The organism is Lentzea sp. NPDC092896 (genome assembly GCF_044754905.1).
Taxonomy (GTDB): Bacteria; Actinomycetota; Actinomycetes; order Mycobacteriales; family Pseudonocardiaceae; genus Lentzea.
The window spans coordinates 1,653,529-1,676,463 of the sequence record NZ_JBIVPX010000001.1 but is presented as its reverse complement, the minus strand read 5'-3'; the positions used below and the strand labels follow the sequence as shown (position 1 = coordinate 1,676,463).

15 protein-coding genes are annotated in these 22,935 nt (G+C 70.2%); 12 read left to right on the top strand and 3 right to left on the bottom strand.

Annotated elements, in window-relative coordinates:
- Window positions 1–9: 9 nt before the first annotated feature.
- The gene (locus ACIQF0_RS07510) at window positions 10–1,218 is read right to left on the bottom strand and encodes an ROK family protein (RefSeq protein ID WP_401025684.1); all 1,209 of its coding nucleotides are present in this window, start codon (window positions 1,216–1,218) and stop codon (window positions 10–12) included.
- A gap of 199 nt (window positions 1,219–1,417) precedes the next feature.
- On the opposite strand from ACIQF0_RS07510, the gene ACIQF0_RS07505 reads away from it, so the two are divergent.
- Genes ACIQF0_RS07505 through ACIQF0_RS07485 form a run of 5 tightly spaced genes read left to right on the top strand, consistent with a single transcriptional unit; the run spans window position 1,418 to window position 6,942 of the window.
- Window positions 1,418–3,076, top strand: coding sequence for an ABC transporter substrate-binding protein (locus ACIQF0_RS07505; protein WP_401025682.1), 1,659 nt, complete (start codon window positions 1,418–1,420; stop codon window positions 3,074–3,076).
- Window positions 3,073–4,101 (top strand): ABC transporter ATP-binding protein, encoded by a 1,029-nt coding sequence (locus tag ACIQF0_RS07500; protein ID WP_401025679.1) that lies wholly within the window; start codon window positions 3,073–3,075, stop codon window positions 4,099–4,101. Before ACIQF0_RS07505 ends, ACIQF0_RS07500 begins: the two co-directional genes overlap by 4 nt.
- Entirely contained in the window at window positions 4,098–5,078 is a 981-nt protein-coding gene (locus ACIQF0_RS07495; RefSeq protein WP_360029517.1) for an ABC transporter permease, read from the top strand. Before ACIQF0_RS07500 ends, ACIQF0_RS07495 begins: the two co-directional genes overlap by 4 nt.
- Window positions 5,078–5,956, top strand: a complete 879-nt coding sequence (locus ACIQF0_RS07490; RefSeq protein ID WP_401025676.1) for an ABC transporter permease — start codon at window positions 5,078–5,080, stop codon at window positions 5,954–5,956. Before ACIQF0_RS07495 ends, ACIQF0_RS07490 begins: the two co-directional genes overlap by 1 nt.
- The gene (locus ACIQF0_RS07485) at window positions 5,953–6,942 is read left to right on the top strand and encodes an ABC transporter ATP-binding protein (RefSeq protein ID WP_401025673.1); all 990 of its coding nucleotides are present in this window, start codon (window positions 5,953–5,955) and stop codon (window positions 6,940–6,942) included. Before ACIQF0_RS07490 ends, ACIQF0_RS07485 begins: the two co-directional genes overlap by 4 nt.
- 8 nt (window positions 6,943–6,950) lie before the next feature.
- Here the strand turns inward: ACIQF0_RS07485 and ACIQF0_RS07480 are convergent, their stop codons facing one another.
- Window positions 6,951–7,955, bottom strand: coding sequence for a LacI family DNA-binding transcriptional regulator (locus tag ACIQF0_RS07480; RefSeq protein WP_401025670.1), 1,005 nt, complete (start codon window positions 7,953–7,955; stop codon window positions 6,951–6,953).
- 152 nt (window positions 7,956–8,107) lie between these two features.
- On the opposite strand from ACIQF0_RS07480, the gene ACIQF0_RS07475 reads away from it, so the two are divergent.
- The 7 genes from ACIQF0_RS07475 (at window position 8,108) to ACIQF0_RS07445 (ending at window position 22,378) form a co-directional block, all read left to right on the top strand.
- Window positions 8,108–9,424, top strand: a complete 1,317-nt coding sequence (locus ACIQF0_RS07475) for an extracellular solute-binding protein (protein ID WP_401025667.1) — start codon at window positions 8,108–8,110, stop codon at window positions 9,422–9,424.
- Window positions 9,425–9,438: 14 nt separating this feature from the next.
- Window positions 9,439–10,380 (top strand): carbohydrate ABC transporter permease, encoded by a 942-nt coding sequence (locus ACIQF0_RS07470; RefSeq protein ID WP_401025666.1) that lies wholly within the window; start codon window positions 9,439–9,441, stop codon window positions 10,378–10,380.
- Window positions 10,377–11,249 carry a carbohydrate ABC transporter permease gene (locus ACIQF0_RS07465; protein ID WP_401025663.1) on the top strand — a complete coding sequence of 291 codons (873 nt, stop codon included), beginning with the start codon at window positions 10,377–10,379 and terminating at the stop codon, window positions 11,247–11,249. Before ACIQF0_RS07470 ends, ACIQF0_RS07465 begins: the two co-directional genes overlap by 4 nt.
- A 24-nt stretch (window positions 11,250–11,273) precedes the next feature.
- Window positions 11,274–13,079, top strand: a complete 1,806-nt coding sequence (locus tag ACIQF0_RS07460) for a glycoside hydrolase family 2 protein (RefSeq protein WP_401025660.1) — start codon at window positions 11,274–11,276, stop codon at window positions 13,077–13,079.
- A gap of 22 nt (window positions 13,080–13,101) precedes the next feature.
- The gene (locus ACIQF0_RS07455) at window positions 13,102–14,226 is read left to right on the top strand and encodes a sialidase family protein (RefSeq protein ID WP_401025658.1); all 1,125 of its coding nucleotides are present in this window, start codon (window positions 13,102–13,104) and stop codon (window positions 14,224–14,226) included.
- 115 nt (window positions 14,227–14,341) lie between these two features.
- Window positions 14,342–15,043, top strand: coding sequence for an SDR family NAD(P)-dependent oxidoreductase (locus tag ACIQF0_RS07450; RefSeq protein ID WP_401025655.1), 702 nt, complete (start codon window positions 14,342–14,344; stop codon window positions 15,041–15,043).
- Window positions 15,044–15,217: 174 nt separating this feature from the next.
- Window positions 15,218–22,378, top strand: coding sequence for an SDR family NAD(P)-dependent oxidoreductase (locus ACIQF0_RS07445; protein WP_401025653.1), 7,161 nt, complete (start codon window positions 15,218–15,220; stop codon window positions 22,376–22,378).
- On the opposite strand, the gene ACIQF0_RS07440 is transcribed toward ACIQF0_RS07445, so the two are convergent.
- Entirely contained in the window at window positions 22,371–22,928 is a 558-nt protein-coding gene (locus tag ACIQF0_RS07440; protein WP_401027747.1) for a TetR/AcrR family transcriptional regulator C-terminal domain-containing protein, read from the bottom strand. The two genes, ACIQF0_RS07445 and ACIQF0_RS07440, sit on opposite strands and share 8 nt — an antisense overlap.
- Window positions 22,929–22,935 lie beyond the last annotated feature (7 nt).

Genomic DNA, 22,935 nt, shown 5'->3' with positions numbered 1-22,935 from the left:
TGGCTCCCCTCAAACGATCTCGCGGACGGGACGGACGTCGGCACCTGCCTCGAGCAGCATCGCGACCGGAAGCGTGGCCGCGCCGACCGCCACGGCGTCCGGACCCGTCCGGCCCAGCTCGATGCGAACCTGCCCGAACGGGTGCCGCAGCGCGTGTTCGGCCGTCGCGGCGACGATCTCGTCCAGCTTCCGCGCGCCGAGCGCGAGCCCGGCCCAGCCGCCGAGGACGACGCGTTCCGGGTTGAAGAGGTTCACGAGATTCGCGAGACCAGCGCCCAGATAGCCCACGGACTCCTCCACCACCCGGCGGGCGACAGCGGACCGCGACGAGAGCAGCTCCTCCAGTGCGGTCTGCTGGTCGAGCGGTGAGTCCTTGCGGCGCAACGCCTCCCGGTAACGGCCGAGCATGGCATCCGCTCCGGCGTAGGCCTCGAGGCAGCCGCGCACGCCACAGCGGCAGCGGCGTCCGCCGTAGACGATCGTGGTGTGGCCCCACTCCCCCGCGTTGCTGGTCGCTCCCCTGTGCACGGCACCGTCGGTCACCACCGCGATCCCGACACCCGAGCCGACCAGCGCGATCACCGCGTGGCGGGCACCGCGGCCGGCCCCGAACCACATCTCGGCCTGGCCCTGGGTCTTCGCGCCGTTCTCCACGAACAGCGGCGGCTCGACCCCCGCCGCGCGGATCATGTCCTCGAGCGGCACCGCGTCCCAGCCGATGGTCTGCGCGTGCACGACCGCGGAGGTTCCCCGCTCGACCGTGCCGGGTACGCCCACACCGACGCCGAGCACCGAGGACGCGGCGACTCCCGCCGCCGACAGGACCTCGGCGACCCCCGACGCGATCACCGCGCTGACGGAGACGGGCTCGACGACCGCCAGCAGCCGATCCACTGTGGACAGTCTGGTCATGGCGAGGTCGAAGAGCTCGACCTTGATCCCCGTCTCGCCGACGTCGACCCCGATGACGTGCCCGAACGCCGGGTTGACCCGCAGCAGCACGCGCGGCCTGCCCCCGTCCGACTCGACCGAGCCGGCCTCGACCAGCAGGCCCTCGTCCAGCAGTTCGCCGGTGATCGTGCTGGCCGTCGCGGCACTCAGGCCGGTGGCCGCACTGAGCTGCTGACGGCTCAGCGGACCGTCGAGGAACAGGGCCGTCAGCAACACCGACCGGTTCTGGCGGCGAAGGTCCCGCACGGTCGCCCGAGTACGCACCATGGGCGCCGAGGTTAGTTCGAGCCTAAAAATAAGCCTCGGGTCGTGACCTCTTCGTTATTGACTTGCGCTCGATGACAGGCGTCTACTCTACGGCGACCAGAGGTCCTCACCGGCCTCACCCGCGATGGCACGCGCGGTCACCTTCTCTTAGCGCTCACTTGATTCTTCTCGCTTTCGTTGGAGAACAAGGAGTTCCCCCATGAGAATCAGGCGTGTTTGCGCTGCCGTCGCCGCGACCGCCCTGGCGTTCACCGGCGCCTGTTCGGCCACGAACCCAGGAAGCACCGGCAACTCCGCCGGCGTGCTGAACGTGGGTATGCCGAACGGACCGCAAACGGAGAACAACAACCCGTTCCTCAACTCGTCCGCGTCCTCGTCGCTGGGTTACCGGCGACTGCTGTTCGAACCACTCGCCATGGTCAACGAGGTCAAGGTGACCGACCAGCCGAAGCCCTGGCTGGCAACGAAGTTCACGTGGTCGGAGAACTTCCACAAGCTGTCGCTCACGATTCGCGACGGCGTGACGTGGTCCGACGGCAAGCCGCTCACGGCGGAGGACGTGGCGTTCACCTTCGAGCTGCTCAAGAAGAACCCCGGGCTGAACATCGAAGGCGTTCCGTACCAGGACATCTCCTTCTCCGGCAGCGAGGTCACCGTCGGCTTCCCGAAGTCGCAGTTCGTCAACCAGAAGAAGATCCTCGAGCAGTTCGTGGTGCCCAAGCACCAGTGGTCGACCTTCTCGAACCCGTCGACCGAGACGCTGAAGGAGCCGATCGGCAGCGGCCCGTACACGCTGAAGTCGTTCACCCCGCAGACGGTGACGCTGGCGATCCGGGACAAGTACTGGCAGGAGCTCCCGAAGGTCAAGGAGCTGCGCTACACCTCCTACAGCGACAACAACGCGCAGACCAACGCGCTGGCCACCGGTGCCGCCGAGTGGAGCTTCGTCTTCATCCCCAACTACCAGGCCGCGTACACCAGCAAGGACCAGCAGAACCACAAGCTGTGGTTCCCGCCGGTGCTCGGCGTGCACGGACTGTGGTTCAACACCAAGGCGAAGCCGTGGGACGACCCCGCCCTGCGCCGCGCGGCGAACATGGTCGTGAACCGCGACGACATCTTCACCCAGGGCGAGGCGGGCTACTTCTACCCGAAGGTCGACAACATCACGGGCATCCCGACGCCCGCCGGTGAGTCGTTCATCGCGCCGCAGTTCAAGGACAAGAAGGTCACGGTCGACGTCGAGGGCGCGAAGAAGGCGCTCACCGAGGCCGGCTACACCTTCGACGGGACCACGTTGAAGGGCAAGGACGGCGCTCCCGTCACGATCACGCTCACGGTGCCGTCCGGCTGGTCGGACTACGTCACCGACCTGGAGATCATCAAGGACAACTTCGCCAAGATCGGCATCGCCGCGACGGTCAACCTGCAGAACGCCGACGCCTGGACCAAGGCGCTGGACACCGGTGACTTCGGTGCCGCACTGCACTGGACCAACAACGGACTGACGCTCTACGACATCTACCAGTCCATCATGGACGGTGCGTTGTACAAGCCGATCGGCACGCCCGGCGTCAACGGCAACTACGGCCGTTACGAGAACCCCGCCGCCACGAAGGCGTTGGACGACTTCGCGAACGCCGCCGACGAGTCCGTGCGCAACGCAGCGTTGCAGGAGCTGCAGAAGATCTTCGTCCAGGACATGCCGGTCATCATCACCTCCGCGGCCAACGGCGGCGGGCAGTACAGCACGAAGAACTGGGTGGGCTGGCCGAGCGAACAGGACCAGTACGCCCCCGTGCAGCCCACGCTCGAAAACGCACTCGACATCGTCATGAAGCTGAGGCCTGCCTCGTGACGGCCGAGGTAGCGCCGGCGGTCTCCGGGGCGGTCTCGACAGAGATCGTCCTGGAGGCCGCGGGCCTCACCAAGCACTTCCCGATCAGCAAGCCGTTCGCGCGCACGAAGAAGGCCGTGCGCGCGGTCGAGGGCGTGTCGCTGCAACTGCGCAGGGGCAGGGTCACCGCGCTCGTCGGCGAGTCCGGGTCTGGCAAGTCGACGGTCGCGCGGCTGCTCGCCCAGCTCTACCCGCTGACGTCCGGCGAGATCCGGTTGCACGGCACGAACGTCGCTGTACAACGAGGTTGGCGGCACGGGCGGAGGTTCCGCGCGTACTGCCGCCAGGTCCAGATGATCTTCCAGGACCCGTTCGCGTCGCTCAACCCCGTGCACACCATCCGCTACCACCTGACCCGGTCGCTCACCATCCACGGCAACCGCGGCGACGACCTGGAGAAGTCGCTCGCGGAGCTGCTGACCCGAGTGCACCTGACGCCGGCGGAGCGGTACCTCGACCGGTACCCGCACGAGCTGTCCGGCGGGCAACGGCAGCGCGTGGCGATCGCGCGGGCCCTGGCCGCGAGCCCGGACGTGCTGCTGGCCGACGAGCCGGTGTCCATGTTGGACGTCTCGATCCGGCTCGGCGTGCTCAACCTGTTGCGCGACCTGAAGGAGCGCCTGCACCTGTCGATCCTGTACATCACGCACGACATCGCGTCCGCGCGCTACTTCGCGGACGAGACGGTCGTGATGTACGCGGGCCAGGTCGTCGAGGGCGGCGACAGCGAGACCGTCACGCAACGGCCGGCGCACCCGTACACGCAGCTGCTGATCGAATCGGCACCCGACCCCGACCGCCCGGCGGTGCAGGAGAAGGACGGCGGATCCGGCGAACCGCCGTCGCTGATCGAACCCCCGCCGGGCTGTCGGTTCCACCCGCGCTGCCCGTTCGCGATGGACGTCTGCCGCACGGACGTCCCTCCGCGCTTCGAGCTCGGTGACGGGCACTTCGCGGCGTGCTGGCTGTACCGGGAGGAGTCGTGAGCTACCTCCTCAAGCGGATCGGCTTCTACCTGCTCACCGTCTGGGCGGCCGTCACGATCAACTTCTTCGTGCCGCGGATGATCCCCGGCGACCCGGTGCAGGCGCTGATCACCAAGCAGCGCGGGCAGATGACGAGCGAGGCCGTCCGGTCGCTGTACGTCCTCTTCGGACTGGACAAGAACGAGAGCCTGGCGAGCCAGTACTTCTCCTACCTCGGCCAGCTCCTGCGGGGCGACCTGGGGATGTCCTTCACGTTCTTCCCCAGTCCGGTCGCGGACGTGATCGGGGACGGGTTGCCGTGGACCGTCGGGCTGGTCGGCATCACGACGGTGATCGGGTTCCTCCTGGGCACCGCGGCGGGCGCCGTCGTGGGCTGGCGGCGCGGAACGTGGGCGGACTCGCTGATCCCGGTCACGACGTTCGTCTCGTCCATCCCCTACTTCTGGCTCGGTCTGGTCGCGATCACCCTGCTCACCGGTCCGGGGAGCTTCTTCCCCGCGTCGGGCGCCTACGAGATCGGGCTGGTGCCGAACTGGGACTGGCAGTTCATCGGCAGCACCGTCCAGCACGGCCTGCTGCCCGGCCTGACGATCCTGGTGTCCTCGGTCAGCGGCTGGATCCTGAGCATGCGCAACATGATGGTGACGGTGTCATCGGACGACTACGTCACCGTCGCGCACGCCAAGGGGCTGTCCGAACGCCGGGTGATGCTCGCCTACGCCGCCCGCAACGCGTTGCTGCCCAACGTGTCCGGCTTCGCGCTGGCACTCGGGTTCATCGTCGGCGGCACCCTGCTGGTCGAGATCGTCTTCTCCTACCCCGGTCTCGGCCTGCAGCTGTTCCAGGCGGTCGGCGCCAAGGACTACCCGCTGCTGCAGGGGATCTTCCTCATCATCACGCTGTCGGTGCTGCTGGCGAACCTCCTCGCGGACGTCGCCTATCTCGCACTGGACCCGCGCACCCGCAGGGAGGGCTGATGCGCAACAACCCCAAGGCTCTCACGGGTCTGATCGCGCTCGGCGTGTTCGCCGTGCTGGCTGTCGTCGGCCCGTGGCTGGTGCCGTTCGAACCGTCGATGCGCAGCAACGCGTTGTTGCGGCCACCGTCGTCGGAGCACTGGTTCGGCACGACGCACCTGGGCCAGGACATCTTCAGCCAGGTGCTCGCCGGCACGCGCAGCGTCGTGTTCGTGGGCGCGGTCTCCGGCCTCGTCGCGACCGTGCTGTCGGTGCTCGTCGGCGTCACCGCCGGATACCTCAGCGGCTCGGCGGGAGAGGGTCTTTCCGCGCTGTCGAACGTGTTCCTGGTGATCCCGGCGCTGCCGTTGATCGTCATCATCACCTCGTCGCTGCCCGAGACCAGCAACCTCACGATCGCGCTGGTGATCGGGCTGACGTCGTGGGCCTGGAACGCACGGGTGCTGCGCGCGCAGACGTTGTCGTTGCGCAGGCGGGACTACGTGGAGGCGGCGCGGGCGAACGGCGAGTCGACGTGGCGGATCATCCTGTTCGAGATCCTGCCGAACCTCACCGCCGTCATCGCGTCCGGGTTCGTCGGCACCGTGCTGTTCGCGGTGATCTCCGAGATCACGCTGGCGTTCATCGGCGTGTCCGACGCGGGCGGCTGGAACTGGGGCACGGTCCTGTACTGGGCCCAGTCGCAGCAGGCGCTCGCCCAGGGCGCGTGGTGGTGGTTCGTGCCGGCCGGTCTCGCGATCGCGTTGCTCGGCACCGCGTTGTCGCTGGTCAACTTCGGCATCGACGAGTACGTCAACCCGCGCCTGCGCACCCACTCCCTGCGCGGCGTGCGCATGCGCGTCGGCTTCACCCCGGTGCTCGCCAAGGAGACGACATGAAGGAACGCATTCTCGAGGTGCGCGGGCTGAACGTCGACTACGGCGTCGGCCAGGAGGCGGTCCGGGCCGTCCGCGAGGTGGACCTGACCCTGCACCGCGGCGAAGTGCTCGGCCTGGCAGGGGAATCCGGCAGCGGCAAGTCCACTTTGGCCTACGGCATGACCAGACTGCTGCCACCACCCGGTGTGGTGGCCGGCGGCGAGGTGATCTACCACCTCGACGACGGCACCACCGTCGACCTGCTGCGCATCCGCGACGCGGACCTGCGGCGGCTGCGGTGGGCGGAGATCGCCATCGTCTTCCAGGGCGCGATCAACTCGCTGAACCCCGTGCAGAGGATCTCGGCCCAGCTGCTGGACGTGCTCAAGGCGCACGCGCCCCGCTGGTCCCCGCGGTCCCGGCAGGACCGGGCGCGGGAACTGCTCGGGCTGGTCGGCATCGCCGCGGACCGCCTGAACAGCTATCCGCACGAGCTGTCCGGCGGGATGCGGCAGCGCGTGATGATCGCGATGGCACTGGCGCTCGAACCACGCGTGGTGATCATGGACGAGCCGACCACCGCGCTGGACGTGGTGGTGCAGCGGCAGATCCTGCGCACCCTCGTCGAACTGCGGGAACGGCTCGGGTTCTCGGTCGTGTTCATCACGCACGACCTCTCGCTGCTGGCCGAGTTCTCGGACCGGATCGCGATCATGTACGCGGGACAGGTCGTCGAGGAGGCGGTGTCGGCGGACCTGTACCGGACTCCCCTGCACCCCTACAGCGACGGGCTGCTGCAGTCGTTCCCGGCGTTGAAGGGACCACGACGGGAGCTGTCGGGCATCGCCGGCTCACCGCCCGACCTGCGGATGATGCCGAGCGGATGTCCGTTCCACCCGCGGTGCGCCCGCGCCATGGACGTCTGCGCCGAGCAGAAGCCCGTGCTGGGACAGAGCAGGGACAACCGCTCGGTGGCCTGCTGGTTGCACCCGGTCGCGGTGAGCTGAGCCGGCGGTCAGGCCGTGCGGGAGGAACTCGCCCTGATCGCGAGTTCGAAGCCGACGAGGTGCAGGCGGCCGGGTTCGTCCGCGCCCTCGATGCGGTCGATCAGCCGGCCGACGGCGAGTTCGGCGATCTGCCGCTTGTCCGGCGACACCGACGTCAGCGGAACCAGGCCGTACGCGCTGTCGTCGATGTCGTCGAAGCCGACCACGGCGACATCGGCGGGAACCCGCAGCCCGGCCTGGTTCAGCGCGTGCATCGCCCCGAGCGCGACCGGGTCGTTGGCGCACAGCAGGCCGTCGACCGGTTCGGAACCGTTGCCGCCCAACAGGTCCGTGACAGCGGCGAAACCGTTCGCGCGGTGGTAACCGTCCACTTCGACTATTTTGCGGAACGGCAGGGCGGCGGCGGTCAACTCGCGGTCGTAGCCGTCGATGCGCTGCTCGGCCATGTCGGAGCGGAAGTCGCGGGCCCTGCCGATGAACGCGATGCGGCGGCAGCCCTGGTCGACGAGGTGCCGGGTGGCGGCACGGGCCGCGGCGACGTTGTCGATCGCGATCCGGTCGATGCCGGGGATCTCGTGCTCGCCCAGCAGGACGATCGGCCCGGTGTCGCTGGTCTCGATGTCCGCCGGTTCGCACGCCGAGGCGCTGAAGAGCAGGCCGTCGACGAGCTGGCGGTCGATGCGCTGGAGCAGGGCCGCTTCCCGGCCGCGTTCACCGAGGGTCTGCATGACCAGCACGGTGTACCCGCGGCGTTCGGCCTCGTGCACGACCAGCCGCGCCAGCTCGGCGAAGTAGCCGACGTCGAACTCCGGGAAGGCCAGCGCGATCATCCCGCTGCGGCCGGTCCGCAGGCTCCTGGCCGCGCGGTTCGGCCGGTAGCCCACCTCGTCGATCGCGGCGAGCACGCGGCGGCGGACGTCCTCGCTGATGTGCTGGTAGTCGTTGACGACGTTCGACACGGTCCGCGTGGAGACGCCCGCCCGTAGTGCCACGTCGCGCTGGGTAGCCGCCACGGTCGCATCCTCCAGTGCCCAGATTCTTGCCAGTCAGCTCCTTGTCCAGCAAGTTTGCCACGTGGTAGGAATATGCCACGTGGCAAACGGGGCGTGTCGCCCAGATGCGATTGGCCGCGGACCATCTGTCGACCTCAGTGCGGAGGCGCTCAATGGTGACGCTCGACCGACGACAGGCGCTGCGGATGCTGGCGCTCGGCGGGACCGCCCTGGCGACCGCCGCGTGCGGCAGTCCGCTCGCGAGCGGACTCGTGGCGACACCGCTGGAGCCGGAGAAGGTCGCGTTCTGGAACCTCTGGTCCGGTGGTGACGGCGCTCGCGCCCAGACGATCTTCGAGCGCTACCGGGCCGCGCACGGCGCCGGATCGCTGGAGGCGACCACACTGGCCTGGGGAAGCCCGTACTACACGAAGCTCTCCCTCTCGATCGTCGGCGGCCGCCCGCCGGACGTGGCGGTCTGCCACCTGTCCCGGCTGTCCAACTTCGTCCGCGCGGGACTGCTCACCGAGCTCACACCGGACCTCCTGACGGGCGTGGGAGTGGACGGCACCCAGTTCGACGCGGCGGTGTGGCGGTCGGGCCTGGTCGACGGCAAGGCGTACGGACTCCCGGTCGACATCGGCGCACTCGTCCTCTACTACAACACCGACATCTGCGGCCGCGCCGGACTGCTGGACGCCGCCGGTCGCCTGAAGCCGTTCACGGGTGAAGCCGCCTTCCGCGCCGCGCTGGCCGCCACCGTCCAGGCCGGCGCCCGGTGGGGCCTGGTGTCCCCGGTCATCGCCGACCCGTCGTCGAACTGGCGGATCTTCGACACGGTGTACACGCAGCGGGGCGGCCCGACGCTGCTGGCCGGCGACGGCACGCGGGTCGCGATGGACGACCGGATCGCCGCGGAGAGCCTGCGCTGGCTGCGGGACCTGACCACGGCCGGGCTGAGCCCCGACACGGCCACCGACGTCACGTCCGTGTCGCTGTTCGCGACGGGACAAAGCGCCTTCCTCGTCCACGGCGCCTGGCAGACCCCGACGGTCGTCGACGCGAAGGTTCCCTTCTCGCTCGCACCGATCCCCCAACTCTTCGAGCGGCCAGCCGCGTTCGCCGACAGCCACACGCTGGTGTTCCCCCGCAGGCCGTCCGGGGACGATCCGGGGCGCGCGCTCGGCTTCGCGAAGTTCTTCCTGGAGAACACGGACGTCTGGGCGCAGGGCGGCAGCCTCCCGGTCTACCGGCCGGTGCTGGACGGGTCCTGGTTCCGCGGCTACGAGCCGGTCGCCAGCACGGCCCCGACGAAGGACATCGCCATCTACGACCCTCCGGCCTGGTACGCGGGCGCGGGCTCGACCATGCAGACGCTGGTCGGTGCTCAGGTGGCCCTGGCCCGGCAGGGGCTCACCGGTCCGGACGAGGCGGTCCGCGCCATCCGGGACGCGCTCGCCGGATACGCCGCCACTCCCAGCCCCCTGTGAACCGGAGGACCGCCATGACCAGCACAGCGGTGGCGCCCCCGCGCACCTCACCGTCCACACGCGACTCGATCAGCGCCGTCCCGCGCACTCGCGGCAGCGCGGCGCCCCTGTTGTTCCTCGCCCCGTTCGGCCTGCTGTACCTGCTGTTCGTGCTCGGGCCGACCGCCTACGGGTTCGTCCTGTCCTTCTTCGACACCAGCCTCGTGAAGCCCGGCCTGGGTAATGCCGTCGGTTTCGACAACTTCGCCGCTCTGTTGTCCGGCCAGGACTTCTGGTCCGCGCTGTGGAACACCGTGCGGTTCACCCTCTACACGACGCCGGTGCTGGTGGTGCTGAGCCTGGTGCTCGCCGTCCTGGTGAACCGGGTCGGGCGCGGCAACCGGCTGTTCCGCTTCGCCTTCTTCCTGCCCTACGTCCTGCCCTCGGCGACGGTCGGGCTGATCTGGCTCTTCATCCTCACCCCGGACAGCGGCGTGCTCTCGACCGTGCTGAAGGCCGTGGGTGCCGATCCGCCGTCCTGGCTCGGTGATCCGGCGTGGGCGATGCCGTCGATCGCGGGCGTCACGCTCTGGTGGACGCTCGGCTTCAACTTCGTGCTGTACCTGGCCGCGCTGCAGGAGATCCCGCGTGACCTCTACGAAGCCGCGGCGATCGACGGTGCGGGCCCGTGGCAGCAGACCACGCGGATCACGTTGCCGTTGCTGCACCGCACCACCGCGCTGGTCACCGCGCTGCAGCTGATCGCGTCGCTGAAGGTGTTCGACCAGATCTACCTGATGACCATGGGGGCCGCCGACACCCGGCCGGTGCTGGAGTACGTCTACGACACCGGTTTCACCGACTACCGCGTGGGCGCCGCGTCCGCCGCGTCGATGCTCTACTTCCTGCTGATCCTGCTGGTGTCGGGGCTCTGGCTGCTCGCCACCCGCCGCCGCGACCGCGAGGTGACCCGATGACCGCGCTCAGCGCAGCGGCGCCCGGCCGGCGCCGGAGCCCCGTGTCCCCCACCAAGGTCTTCGACACCCTGTGTCTCGTGGTCGTGGCGGTGTTCGCGCTGCTGTGGGTGCTCCCGACCGCCTTCGCGGTCAGGACCTCACTGGTGGAGAACACGACAGCGGCCGAAGGTGCCACGGCGATCGCCGGCAGCGGTGACCTGACGCTGCACTCCTACCTGGCGCTGTTCGCCCAGGGCGACGTCCTGAACTGGTACCTGTCCAGCGCGATCACCTCGGTCCTCACCGTGGTGCTGACGCTGGTCACCGCGAGCACGGCCGCGTTCGCCCTGTCCCGGCTGCGCTTCCGCGGCAAGCGGGCGGCGTTCCTGGTGGTGCTCGCGGGAATCGTGATCCCCGGGCAGGTGCTGATCGTGCCGTGGTTCCGCGAACTCGGGGCGTTCGGGCTGCTCAACACCTACTGGGCGGTGATCCTCCCGCAGGTGCCGTCGGCGATCGCGGTGGTCGTCTTCAAGCAGTTCTTCGACGGGATCCCGCGCGAGATCGAGGAATCCGCGATGGTCGAGGGCGCGGGACCGTGGACGCTCTACCGGTGGATCGTGCTGCCGCTGAGCCGTCCGGCCGTCTCCGCCGTCGCGATCTTCACCTTCGTCTGGACGTGGAACAACCTGCTCTGGCCGTTGATCGCGGTGTCGAACCCCGCGCTGATGACCGTCCCGGTCGGGCTCGCCACCGTGCAGGGCTCGTTCGGCGAGCGCTACGCCGACGTCATGGCGTCCTCCGTCCTCGGCGCGCTGCCGTTGATCCTGCTGTTCCTGTTCTTCCAGCGCCGCATCGTCGAAGGCGTCACCAGCACCGGCCTCAAGGGCTGAGCCGGGATCCGAAGGAGCTCACCGATGACCCACCCCCGTCCCCAGCTGACGCGGGCGAACTGGACCGACCTGTGCGGCGAGTGGGAGTTCACCCACGACGACGCCGACGCGGGCCTCGACGAGAACTGGCACTCGGCGGGGGCGGTGTTCGGCCGCACGATCACCGTCCCCTACCCGCCGGAGTCGGCCGCGAGCGGCATCGGCGACAAGGGCTTCCACCCGGTCGTCTGGTACCGCCGCACGTTCGACGCCCGAGCCGACGGTCACCGGGTGCTGCTGCACTTCGGCGCCGTCGACCACCGCGCGTCGGTCTGGGTCAACGAACGACTCGTCGCGACGCACGAGGGCGGCCACACCCCGTTCTCCGCCGACATCACCGCCGCACTGCTCGACGGCGAGGAGCAGGTGCTGGTCGTGCGGGCGGAGGACCGCAACGATCCGCACCAGCCGCGGGGCAAGCAGGACTGGCGGCCGGAGCCGCACGACATCTGGTACCACCGCACCACCGGCATCTGGCAGCCCGTGTGGCTCGAACAGGTGCCGCGGGTGTGGATCGACTCGGTCCGCTGGACGCCGAAACCGCTCGACGGCCTGGTGGAACTGGAAGCCGGGTTCGGCGGTGTGCCCGACGGCCACCGGCTCGACGTCCGGCTGCGGCTGGGCGACGAGGTGCTCGCCGAGCAGTCCGCGGTCGTGCGGGGTGACCGCGCCCGGCTCACGATCAGCCTGCCGGTGGCGGAGAACCGGCAGGAACTCGGCCGGCTGCTGTGGTCTCCCGAGCGGCCCGTCCTGATCGACGCCGACCTCGAACTCTCCGGCGCGACCGGGACCGACGTCGTGCACAGCTACCTCGGGCTGCGCGAGATCGGCGTGCGCGAAGGCCGCTTCACGCTCAACGACGCGCCCTACTTCCCGCGAATGGTTCTGGCACAGGGGTACTGGCCGGAAACGCACCTGGCCGCGTCGGACGACGACCTGCTCCGCGAGGCACAGCTGGTCAAGGAGCTCGGGTTCAACGGCGTGCGAGTGCACCAGAAGGTCGAGGACCCCCGGTTCCTGCACCACTGCGACCGCCTCGGCCTGCTCGTGTGGGGCGAACTGCCGAGCGCCTACGCGTTCTCGTCGACGGCGGCCGACCGGCTCTGTCGCGAATGGACGGAGGTGGTCCGGCGCGACGTCAGTCATCCGTGCGTCGTGGCCTGGGTTCCGCTCAACGAGAGCTGGGGTGTGGACCACATCGCCACCGATCCGGCGCAACGGGCACTGGCGACGGCCCTGTACCACCTGACCAAGGCGCTGGACCCGACCCGGCCGGTCATCTCGAACGACGGCTGGGAGCACACGGTCAGCGACATCTACGGCCTGCACGACTACACCCCCACCGCCGCGGGGTTGCTGTCCCGCTACGGCGACGCCGGCCGCGTCGAGTCCACTTTGGCCGGATCCGGTCCTGCCGGGCGACGGCTCCTGCTGGAAGGACGCGTGCCGGGCGTTCCGGTGATGCTCTCGGAGTACGGCGGTCTCAGCTTCACCCCGCAGGCCGGGGAGGAATGGCACGGCTACGCGACGCTCGCGGACGCGGACGCGTTGCTGAAGCGCTACGACGAACTCACGTCGGCGTTGCTCGAAAGCCCTGCCGTGGCCGGATTCTGCTACACGCAGCTCACCGACACGTTGCAGGAGACCAACGGCCTGCTCACCGCCGACCGGCAGCCGAAGCTGCCCGTCGACCAGGTGCGCCGGATCAACACCCGCCCAGCAGCCGCGATCCCGGTCGAGGAGATCGCGGACGAGTACCGCCAGGCAGTGCGCCGCGCCCGCGGCGAATGACCGATTCCAGGAGGCGACACCGATGCGTCTGCGAGTGTTTCTGGCCATTGTGCTCACCATGGTCTCGCTGGCAGGGTTCGTGACACCGGCGACAGCCGCGGCCGGCACCGAGGTCGGTGCCGGGATGTACCCGCGACTGGTGCGGTTGCAGCATTCCGGCTCGGCGAACGGGACCTACCTGAGCAGTTCCGTCGCGTTCCCGGCGGACCGGCCGAACGGCGTGGCGAAGATCTACTCGAGCACCGACGGACGCACGTACAGGAACATCGCGACGATCGACGACGCGACGGCGTCACGCGGTATCTGCTGCGGCACGCTGTACGAACTTCCCGTCGCCGTCGGCGGTCTTCCCGCGGGAACCCTGTTGTGGTCGGCGTCCTTCGGTGGCCAGAACCACAGCGCGAGCCAGCCGATGGTCATCCGCGTGTGGCGCAGCACCGACCAGGGCAGGACCTGGCGGTTCCTCTCCACCATCGCCACCGCGGGGAACGGCGGCGGCATCTGGGAGCCCGAGTTCGCCATCGCCTCGAACGGGCGCCTGGTCTGCTACTACTCCGACGAGACCGACGCTAACCACAGTCAGAAACTCGTCCAGGTGACGTCCACGGACGGGGTCGGCTGGACCGCCCCGAAGAACATCGTCGCGCTGGCCAACCGCGACGAACGGCCGGGGATGCCCGGCGTGCGCAAGCTGCCCAGCGGCACTTTCGTGATGGCGTACGAGATCTGCGGCCCGACCTACCGCTGCGCGGCGATGCTGAGGACGTCGGCCGACGGTCTGAACTGGGGCTCGCTCACCGCGGTGGGCACCCGTCCGGTGACGTCCAACGGCTCGTACTTCTCCCACACGCCGACGATCGTCCTGACCGGCTCGACGATCGTCCTGATAGGACAGGTGCTGCTCACCGCGAGCGGCACGGCCCAGACGGGCAACGGTGGAGCGATCTTCGTGGGCACGCTGGGTGGTAGCTGGACGCAGCGGACCGCGCCCGTCACGGTCGCCGGTCCTTCGGTGGGGTCACCGGGTCCGGTGCAGAACTACAGCCCCGCACTGGTGTTCTCCGCGGACGGCCGGTCGCTCGCCGAGGTGACCACCGCCGACAAGTCGGGCACCAGCACGGTTTACGCCGGTATCGCCGCGTTCTGATCGCGGTGGGACATCTCGCCGGGTTTCTCCCGTCCTCGCGGAGGAATTCGGCGAGACGCTCCGAACAGACCTAATAACTGGACGCGGTGTTTCGTAATCACTAGAGTTTCTGTACATGATGCATCGAAACTTGCCGGGAACGGCCCTCGTCATCGGCGCCTCGCGCACCCTGGGCCTCGCGCTGGCCACCGAACTGCTGCGTCGCGGCTGGCACGTCATCGGCACCGTGCGCGGCCACCGGCACACCGGCCTGCACGACCTGGCCGAGACCTCCGGTGGCCGGCTGACCGTCGAATCACTGGACATGACCGACCAGGACCAGATCTCCGCGCTGCGCGACCGTCTGGCCGGACACGACCTGGATCTCCTGTTCGTCAACGCGGGCATCGCCCACGCGAACGTCCCGGTCGGCGAGGTCACCACCGAGTCCTTCACCCAGGTCATGGTCACCAACGCGCTGAGCCCCCTGCGCGTGATCGAGACGCTGGGCCCGCTGGTCGCGGAGACCGGGACGATCGCCGTCATGTCCTCCAGGCAGGGCAGCATCACGATGAACACCAACGGCGGCCACGAGGTCTACCGCGCCAGCAAGTCCGCCCTCAACCAGCTCATGCGCAGCTACGCGGCACGCCACGCCGAGAGCTCCAAGACCCTGCTCCTGATCAACCCGGGCTGGGTGCGCACGGACCTCGGTGGCCCCGGCGCCCTGCTGGAGATCGAGGAGAGCATCCCCGGCGTCGTCGACACCCTGGAGGCCCGCACCGGAGAGAAGGGGCTGCACTTCGTGGACCACCAGAACCAGACCCTGCCCTGGTGATCTCGGCCGGCGAGCGGGAGTGCGCCGGCGTTTCCAGGTGCGGTCGCCCGCGACACCTCGCTGGACGCCATGTCTCGCAACTGGTCCCTGCCCCGCGACCGGTTTCGGCGACGCCGACCTGCGCGGCGGTGTACGAAGGAGGTGTCATGCCACCGCTGTAGGGGGACCGCGCTGATGGCGACTGTTCGTCCGATTCCGTTGATGCTCGCGGAGAACGCCCGGCTGCGGGGAGGCCGCAACGCCTACAGCGACGGGCGCAGGACGGTGACCTGGTCCGAACTGGACGACCGCACGGCCAGACTCGCGGCGGGTTTCGGAGTGGAGCGCGGCGCGCGGGTGGCGGTGCTGCTCGACGACGGAGTGGAACTGGTGGAGGCGGTGCTCGCCACCACCAGGGCGTCGGCCGTCGGCGTGTTGCTGAGCTCCAGCGCGACCGGTCCTGAGCTGGCGCGGCTGCTCGACGACTGCCGGCCTGACCTCCTGATCACCAACGAGCGCCTGCTCGCCAAGCTGTCCGGGCCGCTGCCGCGAGTGGCGATGCTCGAGGACCTCCTGGCAGACGGCGTGCCCCGGGACGACCTCGGGCTGGACGAACTCGCCTGGCTGCTCTACACGTCCGGAACCACCGGTGCACCCAAGGCCGCGATGGTGACGCAGCGCGCGGGTTTGTGGGTGCCGGCGACCAGCTACGGGCCGCTGCTCGGACTGTCCGAACAGGACAGACTGTTGTGGCCGCTGCCCCTGCCGCACAGTTTCGCGCACTCGCTCTGCATGCTCGGCGTGCTGGTGGCGGGAGCGCACGCCCGCATCTGCGGCCCCGCGGAGCTGAAGAGGCTGATCGGCGAGTTCGAACCGACGGTGCTCGCCGGCGTTCCGACGACGTACCGGATGCTGCTGGAGACCGAGCCGGCGACCGCCCCGGCGCTGCGCCTGTGCATCACCGCCGGTGCGCCGAGCGACGCCAAGCTGCGAGCGGACGTGCAGGCGGCGCTCGGTTCACCGCTGCGGGACCTCTACGGCAGCACCGAGACGTGCGGCGCGATCACCATCGACCTGGGTGACGGCACCAACGGCCCGCCGGTCGCCGGCGTGTCCCTGCGGATCGTCGACCACCGGACCGGCCAGGACGCGGCCGAGGGTGAGGTCCGGGTCAGCAGCCCGGGACTGTTCTCCGGTTATCGCGGCAGACCCGAGGCGACGGCGAAGGCCCTGCTGGACGGGTGGTACCGCACCGGTGACCTCGGCCGGATCGACGAGAACGGCTGCCTCCACCTCACCGGCCGGGTCGGCGACCTGATCATCCGCGGCGGCCAGAACGTCGATCCCGTCGAGGTCGAGACCGTGCTGCTCGGCCTTCCCGGCGTGCGCGACGCCGCCGTGGTCGCCCGGCCGGACGCCGTGCTGGGCGAGGTCCCGGTGGCGTTCGTCGTCCGTCTCGACGAGGCGGTGGACGAGGCCTCGCTCCTGCGCGCCTGTGCGGAATCGTTGTCCCCGCACAAAGTTCCCGTGGAAGTGCGCTTCACCCCGTCCGTTCCACGCACCGCCTCCGGCAAGGCGCGCCGGAACGTGCTCCGGGAAAGCCTTCGCGAACTGCCGCCCGCCGACCTCGCGGACCGCTTCGCCGGTCTGTCCTCGCGTGAACGCCTTGCCGCCCTGGAAGAACTGGTCCTCGCCGAGGCGTCGACCACGCGCGGCGACCAGGTCGGCTCGACCACCGCCTTCGCCGACAGCGGGATGACCTCCCTGGACGTCACCGCGCTGCGACACCGGCTGAGCGCGCTGACCGGTCTGGACCTGCCCGCCACCCTGGCGTGGGACCACCCGACGCCGTCGGCCGTCGCGCGCTATCTGGACCTCCGGCTGACCGGCGAGGTCTCCGCCCCGGCGGACCCGCTCGGCGACGAGAACGAGCCCATCGCCGTCGTCGCCGTGGGCTGCCGGTTCCCCGGCGGGGTCACCTCACCGGACGACCTGTGGCGACTGGTGGCGGACGGCGTCGACGCCACCTCCGCCTTCCCGGTGAACCGGGACTGGGACACCGACGCGCTGTACGACCCGATCCCGGACCGGGCGGGGAAGACCTACGTGCGCCGAGGCGGTTTCCTGCACGACGCGGCCGACTTCGACGCGGCCTTCTTCGGCATCTCCCCGCGCGAGGCGATCACGATGGACCCGCAGCAGCGCCTCCTGCTGGAGGTCGCGTGGGAGACCGTCGAACGCGCCGGGATCGCGCCGACCTCGTTGCACGGCAGCGACACCGGGGTGTTCGTCGGCCTGATGCTCAACGACCACGCGACCCGCGCCGACCCACTGGGCATCGAGTCGCAGCTGGCCCTCGGCTCGACGGGCAGCGTCGCGTCCGGCCGGATCTCGTACGTGCTCGGCCTTCGCGGACCGTCGCTGACGATCGACACGGCCTGCTCCTCCTCTCTCGTCTCGATGCACCTCGCCGCGAAGGCCCTGCGCGACGGCGAATGCTCGCTGGCGCTGGCCGGCGGCGTGACCGTGATGTCGACACCGCTTCCGTTCGTGGCGTTCAGCCAGCAGCACGCCCTCTCACCGGACGGCCGCTGCCGGTCGTTCTCCGCGGGCGCCGACGGCACCGGGTGGTCGGAAGGCGCTGGACTGGTGCTGCTGGAACGGCTTTCCGACGCGCGGCGCCACGGCCACCCGGTCCTCGCGGTCCTGCGCGGCTCCGCGGTGAACTCCGACGGCGCGTCGAACGGTCTCACCGCCCCGAGCGGACCGGCGCAGCAGGACGTGATCCGGCGAGCACTGGCCGACGCGGGCGTCCGAGCGTCCGATGTGGACGTCGTGGAAGGGCACGGCACCGGCACGGCGCTCGGTGACCCGATCGAGGCGTCCGCCCTGCAGGCCACTTACGGGGTCGCGCGGCAGCAGCCGTTGTGGCTCGGGTCGGTGAAGTCGAACATCGGCCACACCCAGGCCGCCTCGGGGGTGGCGGCGCTGATCAAGGTGGTGTGGGCGATGCGGCACGCCACGCTGCCCAGGTCCCTGTACGCGGAGGAACCGTCCCCGCACGTCGGCTGGACCGGGATCCGCCTGCTCGCGGAGTCCGCGCCCTGGCCCGCCGGACGTCCGAGGCGGGCGGGAATCTCGTCCTTCGGCATCAGCGGAACCAACGCGCACGTCATCGTGGAAGAGCCACCGGCGCTGGAAAGCACCGACATCGCCACCCGTGCCCCGATCGCGGCGCCGTGGCTGATCAGCGGTGACGACGACGAGGGTCTGCGCGCCCACGCCACGGCGCTCGCCGGCGCGCTGACCGACGAGTCCACACTGGACGTCGCCTTCTCGCTCGCCACGTCCAGGGCCCATCTCGGCCGGCGAGCGGCGGTGCTGGGCGGTGGCGACATGGTCGGCGCACTGCGGGATCTGGCCCGCGGCACCGCGAACCCGGCGATCCGGCGGGCAACGGCGTCGCGCGATCCGCGGCTCGCGTTCCTGTTCACCGGGCAGGGTTCCCAGCGGCCGGGCATGGGCGACGAACTGGCCGAGGCGTTCCCGGTCTTCCGCGAGACCCTTCAGTCCGTGTGCGACGAGTTCACGCTCGAAGTCCCGCTGCGCGACGCCATCACCGGTCCGCTGGTCGACCGCACCGAGTACACCCAGCCCGCGCTGTTCGCCTACGAGGTGGCGCTGTCCGCGTTGCTCGCCGCTCACGGCGTCAGTCCCGGCCAGGTCATCGGCCATTCGATCGGCGAACTCGCGGCCGCCCACGTCGCAGGTGTGCTGTCCCTGCCCGACGCGGCCCGTCTGGTCCAGGCGCGCGGCCGGATCATGGCTGCGGCACTCGAAGGCGCCATGATCGCGGTCCGCACCTCGCCGGACCGGGCGCGGCGGGTCGCCGCCGAGTTCGGCGTCTCCGTCGCCGCCGTCAACGGACCGGACTCGATCGTGTTGTCAGGCCGGGAAAACGCCGTGTTGGACGCCGCTGCCGCGCTCGGTGGCCGCCACACCCGCCTGCCCGGCCGGTACGGATTCCACTCCGCGCTGCTCGACGACGGGCTGGACGAGTTCCGCGCGGTGGCCGACTCCGTCACCTACCACCGTCCGCGCATCCCGTTCTTCTCGACGCTGACCGGGCAGCAGGAGTCCGAGGCCCTCACCCGGCCCGGTCACTGGGTCCGCCAGGCCAGGGAGACGGTCCTCTTCGCGGACGCCCTGAACAGCCTCGACGCCGCGGTGTTCGTCGAGGTGGGCCCGGCGGCCACCCTCACGGCGCTGGGGCAGGAGTCCGGGGACGCGGTGTTCGTGCCGATGTCACGCGGCGTGCTCGACGGCCTCGCGACCCTGCACGTCCACGGCGTCACCGTCGACTGGAGATCCGCGTACTCGGGTACGGGTGCCCGCCGGTGCGACCTCCCGGTGTACCCGTTCCAGCGCGAGCGCCTCTGGTTGAAGCCCAGGAGCACCACTGCGGACCTCCCGTTGCTCGGCGACGCCGTGCCCGCCGCCGACCGCCAGGAGGTGCGGCACACCACCGTTCTCTCGGCCGCGCGCCTGCCGTGGCTGGAGGACCACCGCGTCGGTGACGACGTCGTGGTGCCCGCGACGGCGTTCATCGAGATGGCGTGGCAGGCGACCGGCCGTCACCTCCAGGAGCTCGTGGTCCACGAACCGTTGGTGCTCAAGGGCGAGGCACAGGTCCAGGTGGTCGTCGAGCGGGGAGCGGTCACGATCTGGGGGCGTTGCGGCGGCACAGATGTCTGGACCCGGCACGTCACCGCCTCCGCGGCACCGGACACCGTCCCCGAGGTGGTGCCCGAGCCGTGGCCACCGCCCGGAGCCGAACCGGTGCCGGTCGACTACCGGGGGCTCGCCGCGCTCGGTCACCACTACGGACCCGCGTTCCAGGGCGTGACGGCGCTGTGGCGGCGTGGCGACGACCTGTTCGCCGACCTGCGGCTGCGCGACGCCGACGGTGCTTTCGGGCTCCACCCGTGCCTGCTCGACGCGGCTCTGCACGCGTCCCTGCTCGCGGAACCACCGAGCGGCACGCTCAAGGTTCCCTTCGCGTTCAACGGAGTCGAGCTCTTCCGGAGCGGCGTGGAGGCCGCACGGGCTCACCTGACCCGCCGGTCCGAGGACGAGGTGCACGTCCTGATCACCGACCAGGCAGGGCTGCCGGTGGCGCGCATCGAGTCGATGGTGACGCGACCGCTGCGGATCACGTCGGACGCGCTGGCCGGCCGGGTGCTGCACGAGGTCGGCTGGGTCCCGGTGCCGGAGCAGGCCGTCGGTGCGCACCAGATCTTCGACACCGCGACGGTCGAAGCCTCGGGCGACATGCCTTCGCGCATCAGGGAACTCACCTCGGCCACCCTCCTGCGAATCCGGGAATGGCTTGCGGTACCACGACAAGAACGCCTGGTCGTGGTCACGCACGACGCCACGGGTGACGACCCGGACCTGGCCGCGGCCGCGGTGTGGGGACTGGTGAGCAGCGCCCAGGCGGAACAACCCGGCCTCGCAGTCGTCGACCTGCGCGGGAACTCCGCCCTGAAGCTGGCCGACCAGCCGCGGATCGCCGTGCGGGACGACGTTCTGCTGGCACCGGAGCTGATGCCGGCCGGGCACCCGGACGGCGAGCGGCCGGTCTTCGACGGATCCGTGCTGATCACGGGCGGCACGAGCGCTCTCGCCGAGTCGCTGGCCCGGTACCTCGCGCCTGACGTCCAGCACCTCGTGCTGGCGAGCCGGCAAGGTGTCGAACCAGTGTGGGCGAAAGAGCTTCCCTGTGCCGTCACCGCCGTGTCGTGCGACGTCAGCGACCGGGCCGCGGTCGACCTGCTGGTCAAGTCGTGCGATCCCCCGCTGCGAGGCGTGTTCCACCTCGCCGGGGTGCTCGACGACGGACTGGTCGACGCGATGACCCCCGAACGCATGGACGCGGTGCTGGCACCCAAGGTCGACGGCGCGTGGAACCTGCACGAAGCGACCGCGCACCTCGACCTCTCGGCGTTCGTGCTGTATTCCTCCTGCACCGGGATTCTGGGCAGGCCGGGCCAGTCGAACTACTCGGCCGCGAACGCGGTCCTCGACGCCCTCGCACGCCACCGCGTGGCCAGGGGCCTGCCCGGTCAGTCACTGGCGTGGGGACTGTGGCAGGCCGGCATGGGCGCGGATCTGGCCGCGGACAGCACGGCCGCGATGAGCGCCGAGGTCGGGATCGCCGCGCTGGACCGGGCGTTGCGCACTCAGGCTCCTCTCCTCGTGCCGTTCCTGCGCGAGCCGCCCGCACCCGTGACCGCGACCTGGAGCGACGTCGGCAGCGGCATCCGGGCGGAGCTGGCCGCCGTGCTCGGCTACCCGGACCCGGCATCGGTCCCGGACGACAAGGAGTTCGGCGAGCTCGGGTTCGACTCGCTCACCGCTCTGCAGCTGAGGAACCGCATCAACGAGGTGACCGGTCTCAAGCTCGGCGCGACGATCGTCTTCGAGCACCCGACACTGCCCCGGCTCACCGCGCACGTCGAAGCACTTCTCGCCGCTACCGCGCCTGCTCCCCCGCGCCGGCAGCGGTTCGCCGGTCTCTACCACCGCGTGCTCAGCGAGAAAGGGCCCGCGGAGGCCATGTCGATGCGGTTCCTGGCCTCGTACGCGCTGCCCTCCAGCAGCTCACCGGTTCCGATTCCCCCGGTGCGGCTCGCCTCCGGACCGGACGCGGTTCTCGTGTACGTGCCCAGCTACCTCACGCCAGGTGATCCGGCGCCTCGGCAACTGGCCCGGCAGTTCGAGGGTGAGCACGACCTGTTCCTGCTGTCCCACCCCGGTTTCGGCGACGACCCGGCGATCCCCGCGGACGTCGAGACGCTCGTCCAGTCGCACGTGGACTCAATCGGGCCGCTCGTCGCCGGCAGGCCGGTCGTCCTCATCGGACACTGCGCCGGCGGTCTGGTCGCCCACGCGGTCGCCGCGCGACTCGGCGCCACCGGCGTCGTGCTCGTCGAAACCGACGCGGGTGTGCTGATCAGGAACGACGACCGCGCGCTCGCACTGGTCACCGGCGAGGCCCGGCTTCCCCTGGAGGACTACGAGAACCTCGTCAGCGACGCCGCGGTCCTCGCGGGTGGCGGGTACGTCCGGATCTTCGAGGACTGGCGGCCGCAGCCCTCGCCCGTGCCCACGTTGCTGCTCCAGGCCGGCCCCACACCGGAGATGCTGGCCGTCGACCCCGGCCGGGACTGGCGGCCGCGGTGGCCGCTGCCCCATGACGTCGCGGGCGTCCCTGGTGACCACGACACCGTTCTCACCGACCACGCCGCAACCGTTGCTTCGGCGGTGCGCGACTGGATGGCCAGGCTCAGGTGACCCGTGCGCCGACGGCGTGTGCAAGGCCGTTCAGGATGAGGGCGAGGCCCGCCTCGAACGCGGACTCGTGATCGATCACCGGTAGGTCGGGCGGCAGATCCCCACCGGTGTCCGCCTGTTCCTCCAGCACGCTGCCGACCGTGAAGCGGCTCGTGGCCAGCATCGCCATGCCCGCGTCGTGTTCGGGAACGCCGGAGGCGACGAGGAAGTCCATCTTGTGGCGGATCCGGTCGAGGTCGTTCACCGGCGTGCTGCCGGCGTGCAGCCGTGCGCCGTCCCGGTGCATCAGCAACGTGCGCCTGAAGCTGCGCGTGTTGTCGGCGAACCATTCGCGCCAGTCGTCGCCCGGCGTCGGCAGCGGCGCGGTCGCGTGGGGCTCCATCGCCGCCTGCGCCATGGCGGCGAACAGGTCCTTCTTGGTGCGGAAGTGCCAGTAGAGCGAGGGCTGCTCCACGTTCAGCCTGGTCGCCAGGCGTCGTGTGCTGACGCCGTCGAGCCCGGCCTCGTCCAGCAGGGCGAGCGCCTCGGCGATGACGACCTCGCGGTTCATCTTGGTC

Bases quoted from the DNA above. Each gene is read 5' to 3' on its own strand.
- ACIQF0_RS07455 (WP_401025658.1), top strand. From the start codon at position 13,102: ATGCGTCTGCGAGTGTTTCTGGCCATTGTGCTCACCATGGTCTCGCTG.
- ACIQF0_RS07485 (WP_401025673.1), top strand. From the start codon at position 5,953: ATGAAGGAACGCATTCTCGAGGTGCGCGGGCTGAACGTCGACTACGGC.
- ACIQF0_RS07445 (WP_401025653.1), top strand. From the start codon at position 15,218: ATGGCGACTGTTCGTCCGATTCCGTTGATGCTCGCGGAGAACGCCCGG.
- ACIQF0_RS07440 (WP_401027747.1), bottom strand. From the start codon at position 22,928: ATGAACCGCGAGGTCGTCATCGCCGAGGCGCTCGCCCTGCTGGACGAG.
- ACIQF0_RS07470 (WP_401025666.1), top strand. From the start codon at position 9,439: ATGACCAGCACAGCGGTGGCGCCCCCGCGCACCTCACCGTCCACACGC.
- ACIQF0_RS07465 (WP_401025663.1), top strand. From the start codon at position 10,377: ATGACCGCGCTCAGCGCAGCGGCGCCCGGCCGGCGCCGGAGCCCCGTG.
- ACIQF0_RS07505 (WP_401025682.1), top strand. From the start codon at position 1,418: ATGAGAATCAGGCGTGTTTGCGCTGCCGTCGCCGCGACCGCCCTGGCG.
- ACIQF0_RS07450 (WP_401025655.1), top strand. From the start codon at position 14,342: ATGATGCATCGAAACTTGCCGGGAACGGCCCTCGTCATCGGCGCCTCG.
- ACIQF0_RS07490 (WP_401025676.1), top strand. From the start codon at position 5,078: ATGCGCAACAACCCCAAGGCTCTCACGGGTCTGATCGCGCTCGGCGTG.
- ACIQF0_RS07460 (WP_401025660.1), top strand. From the start codon at position 11,274: ATGACCCACCCCCGTCCCCAGCTGACGCGGGCGAACTGGACCGACCTG.
- ACIQF0_RS07510 (WP_401025684.1), bottom strand. From the start codon at position 1,218: ATGGTGCGTACTCGGGCGACCGTGCGGGACCTTCGCCGCCAGAACCGG.
- ACIQF0_RS07475 (WP_401025667.1), top strand. From the start codon at position 8,108: ATGGTGACGCTCGACCGACGACAGGCGCTGCGGATGCTGGCGCTCGGC.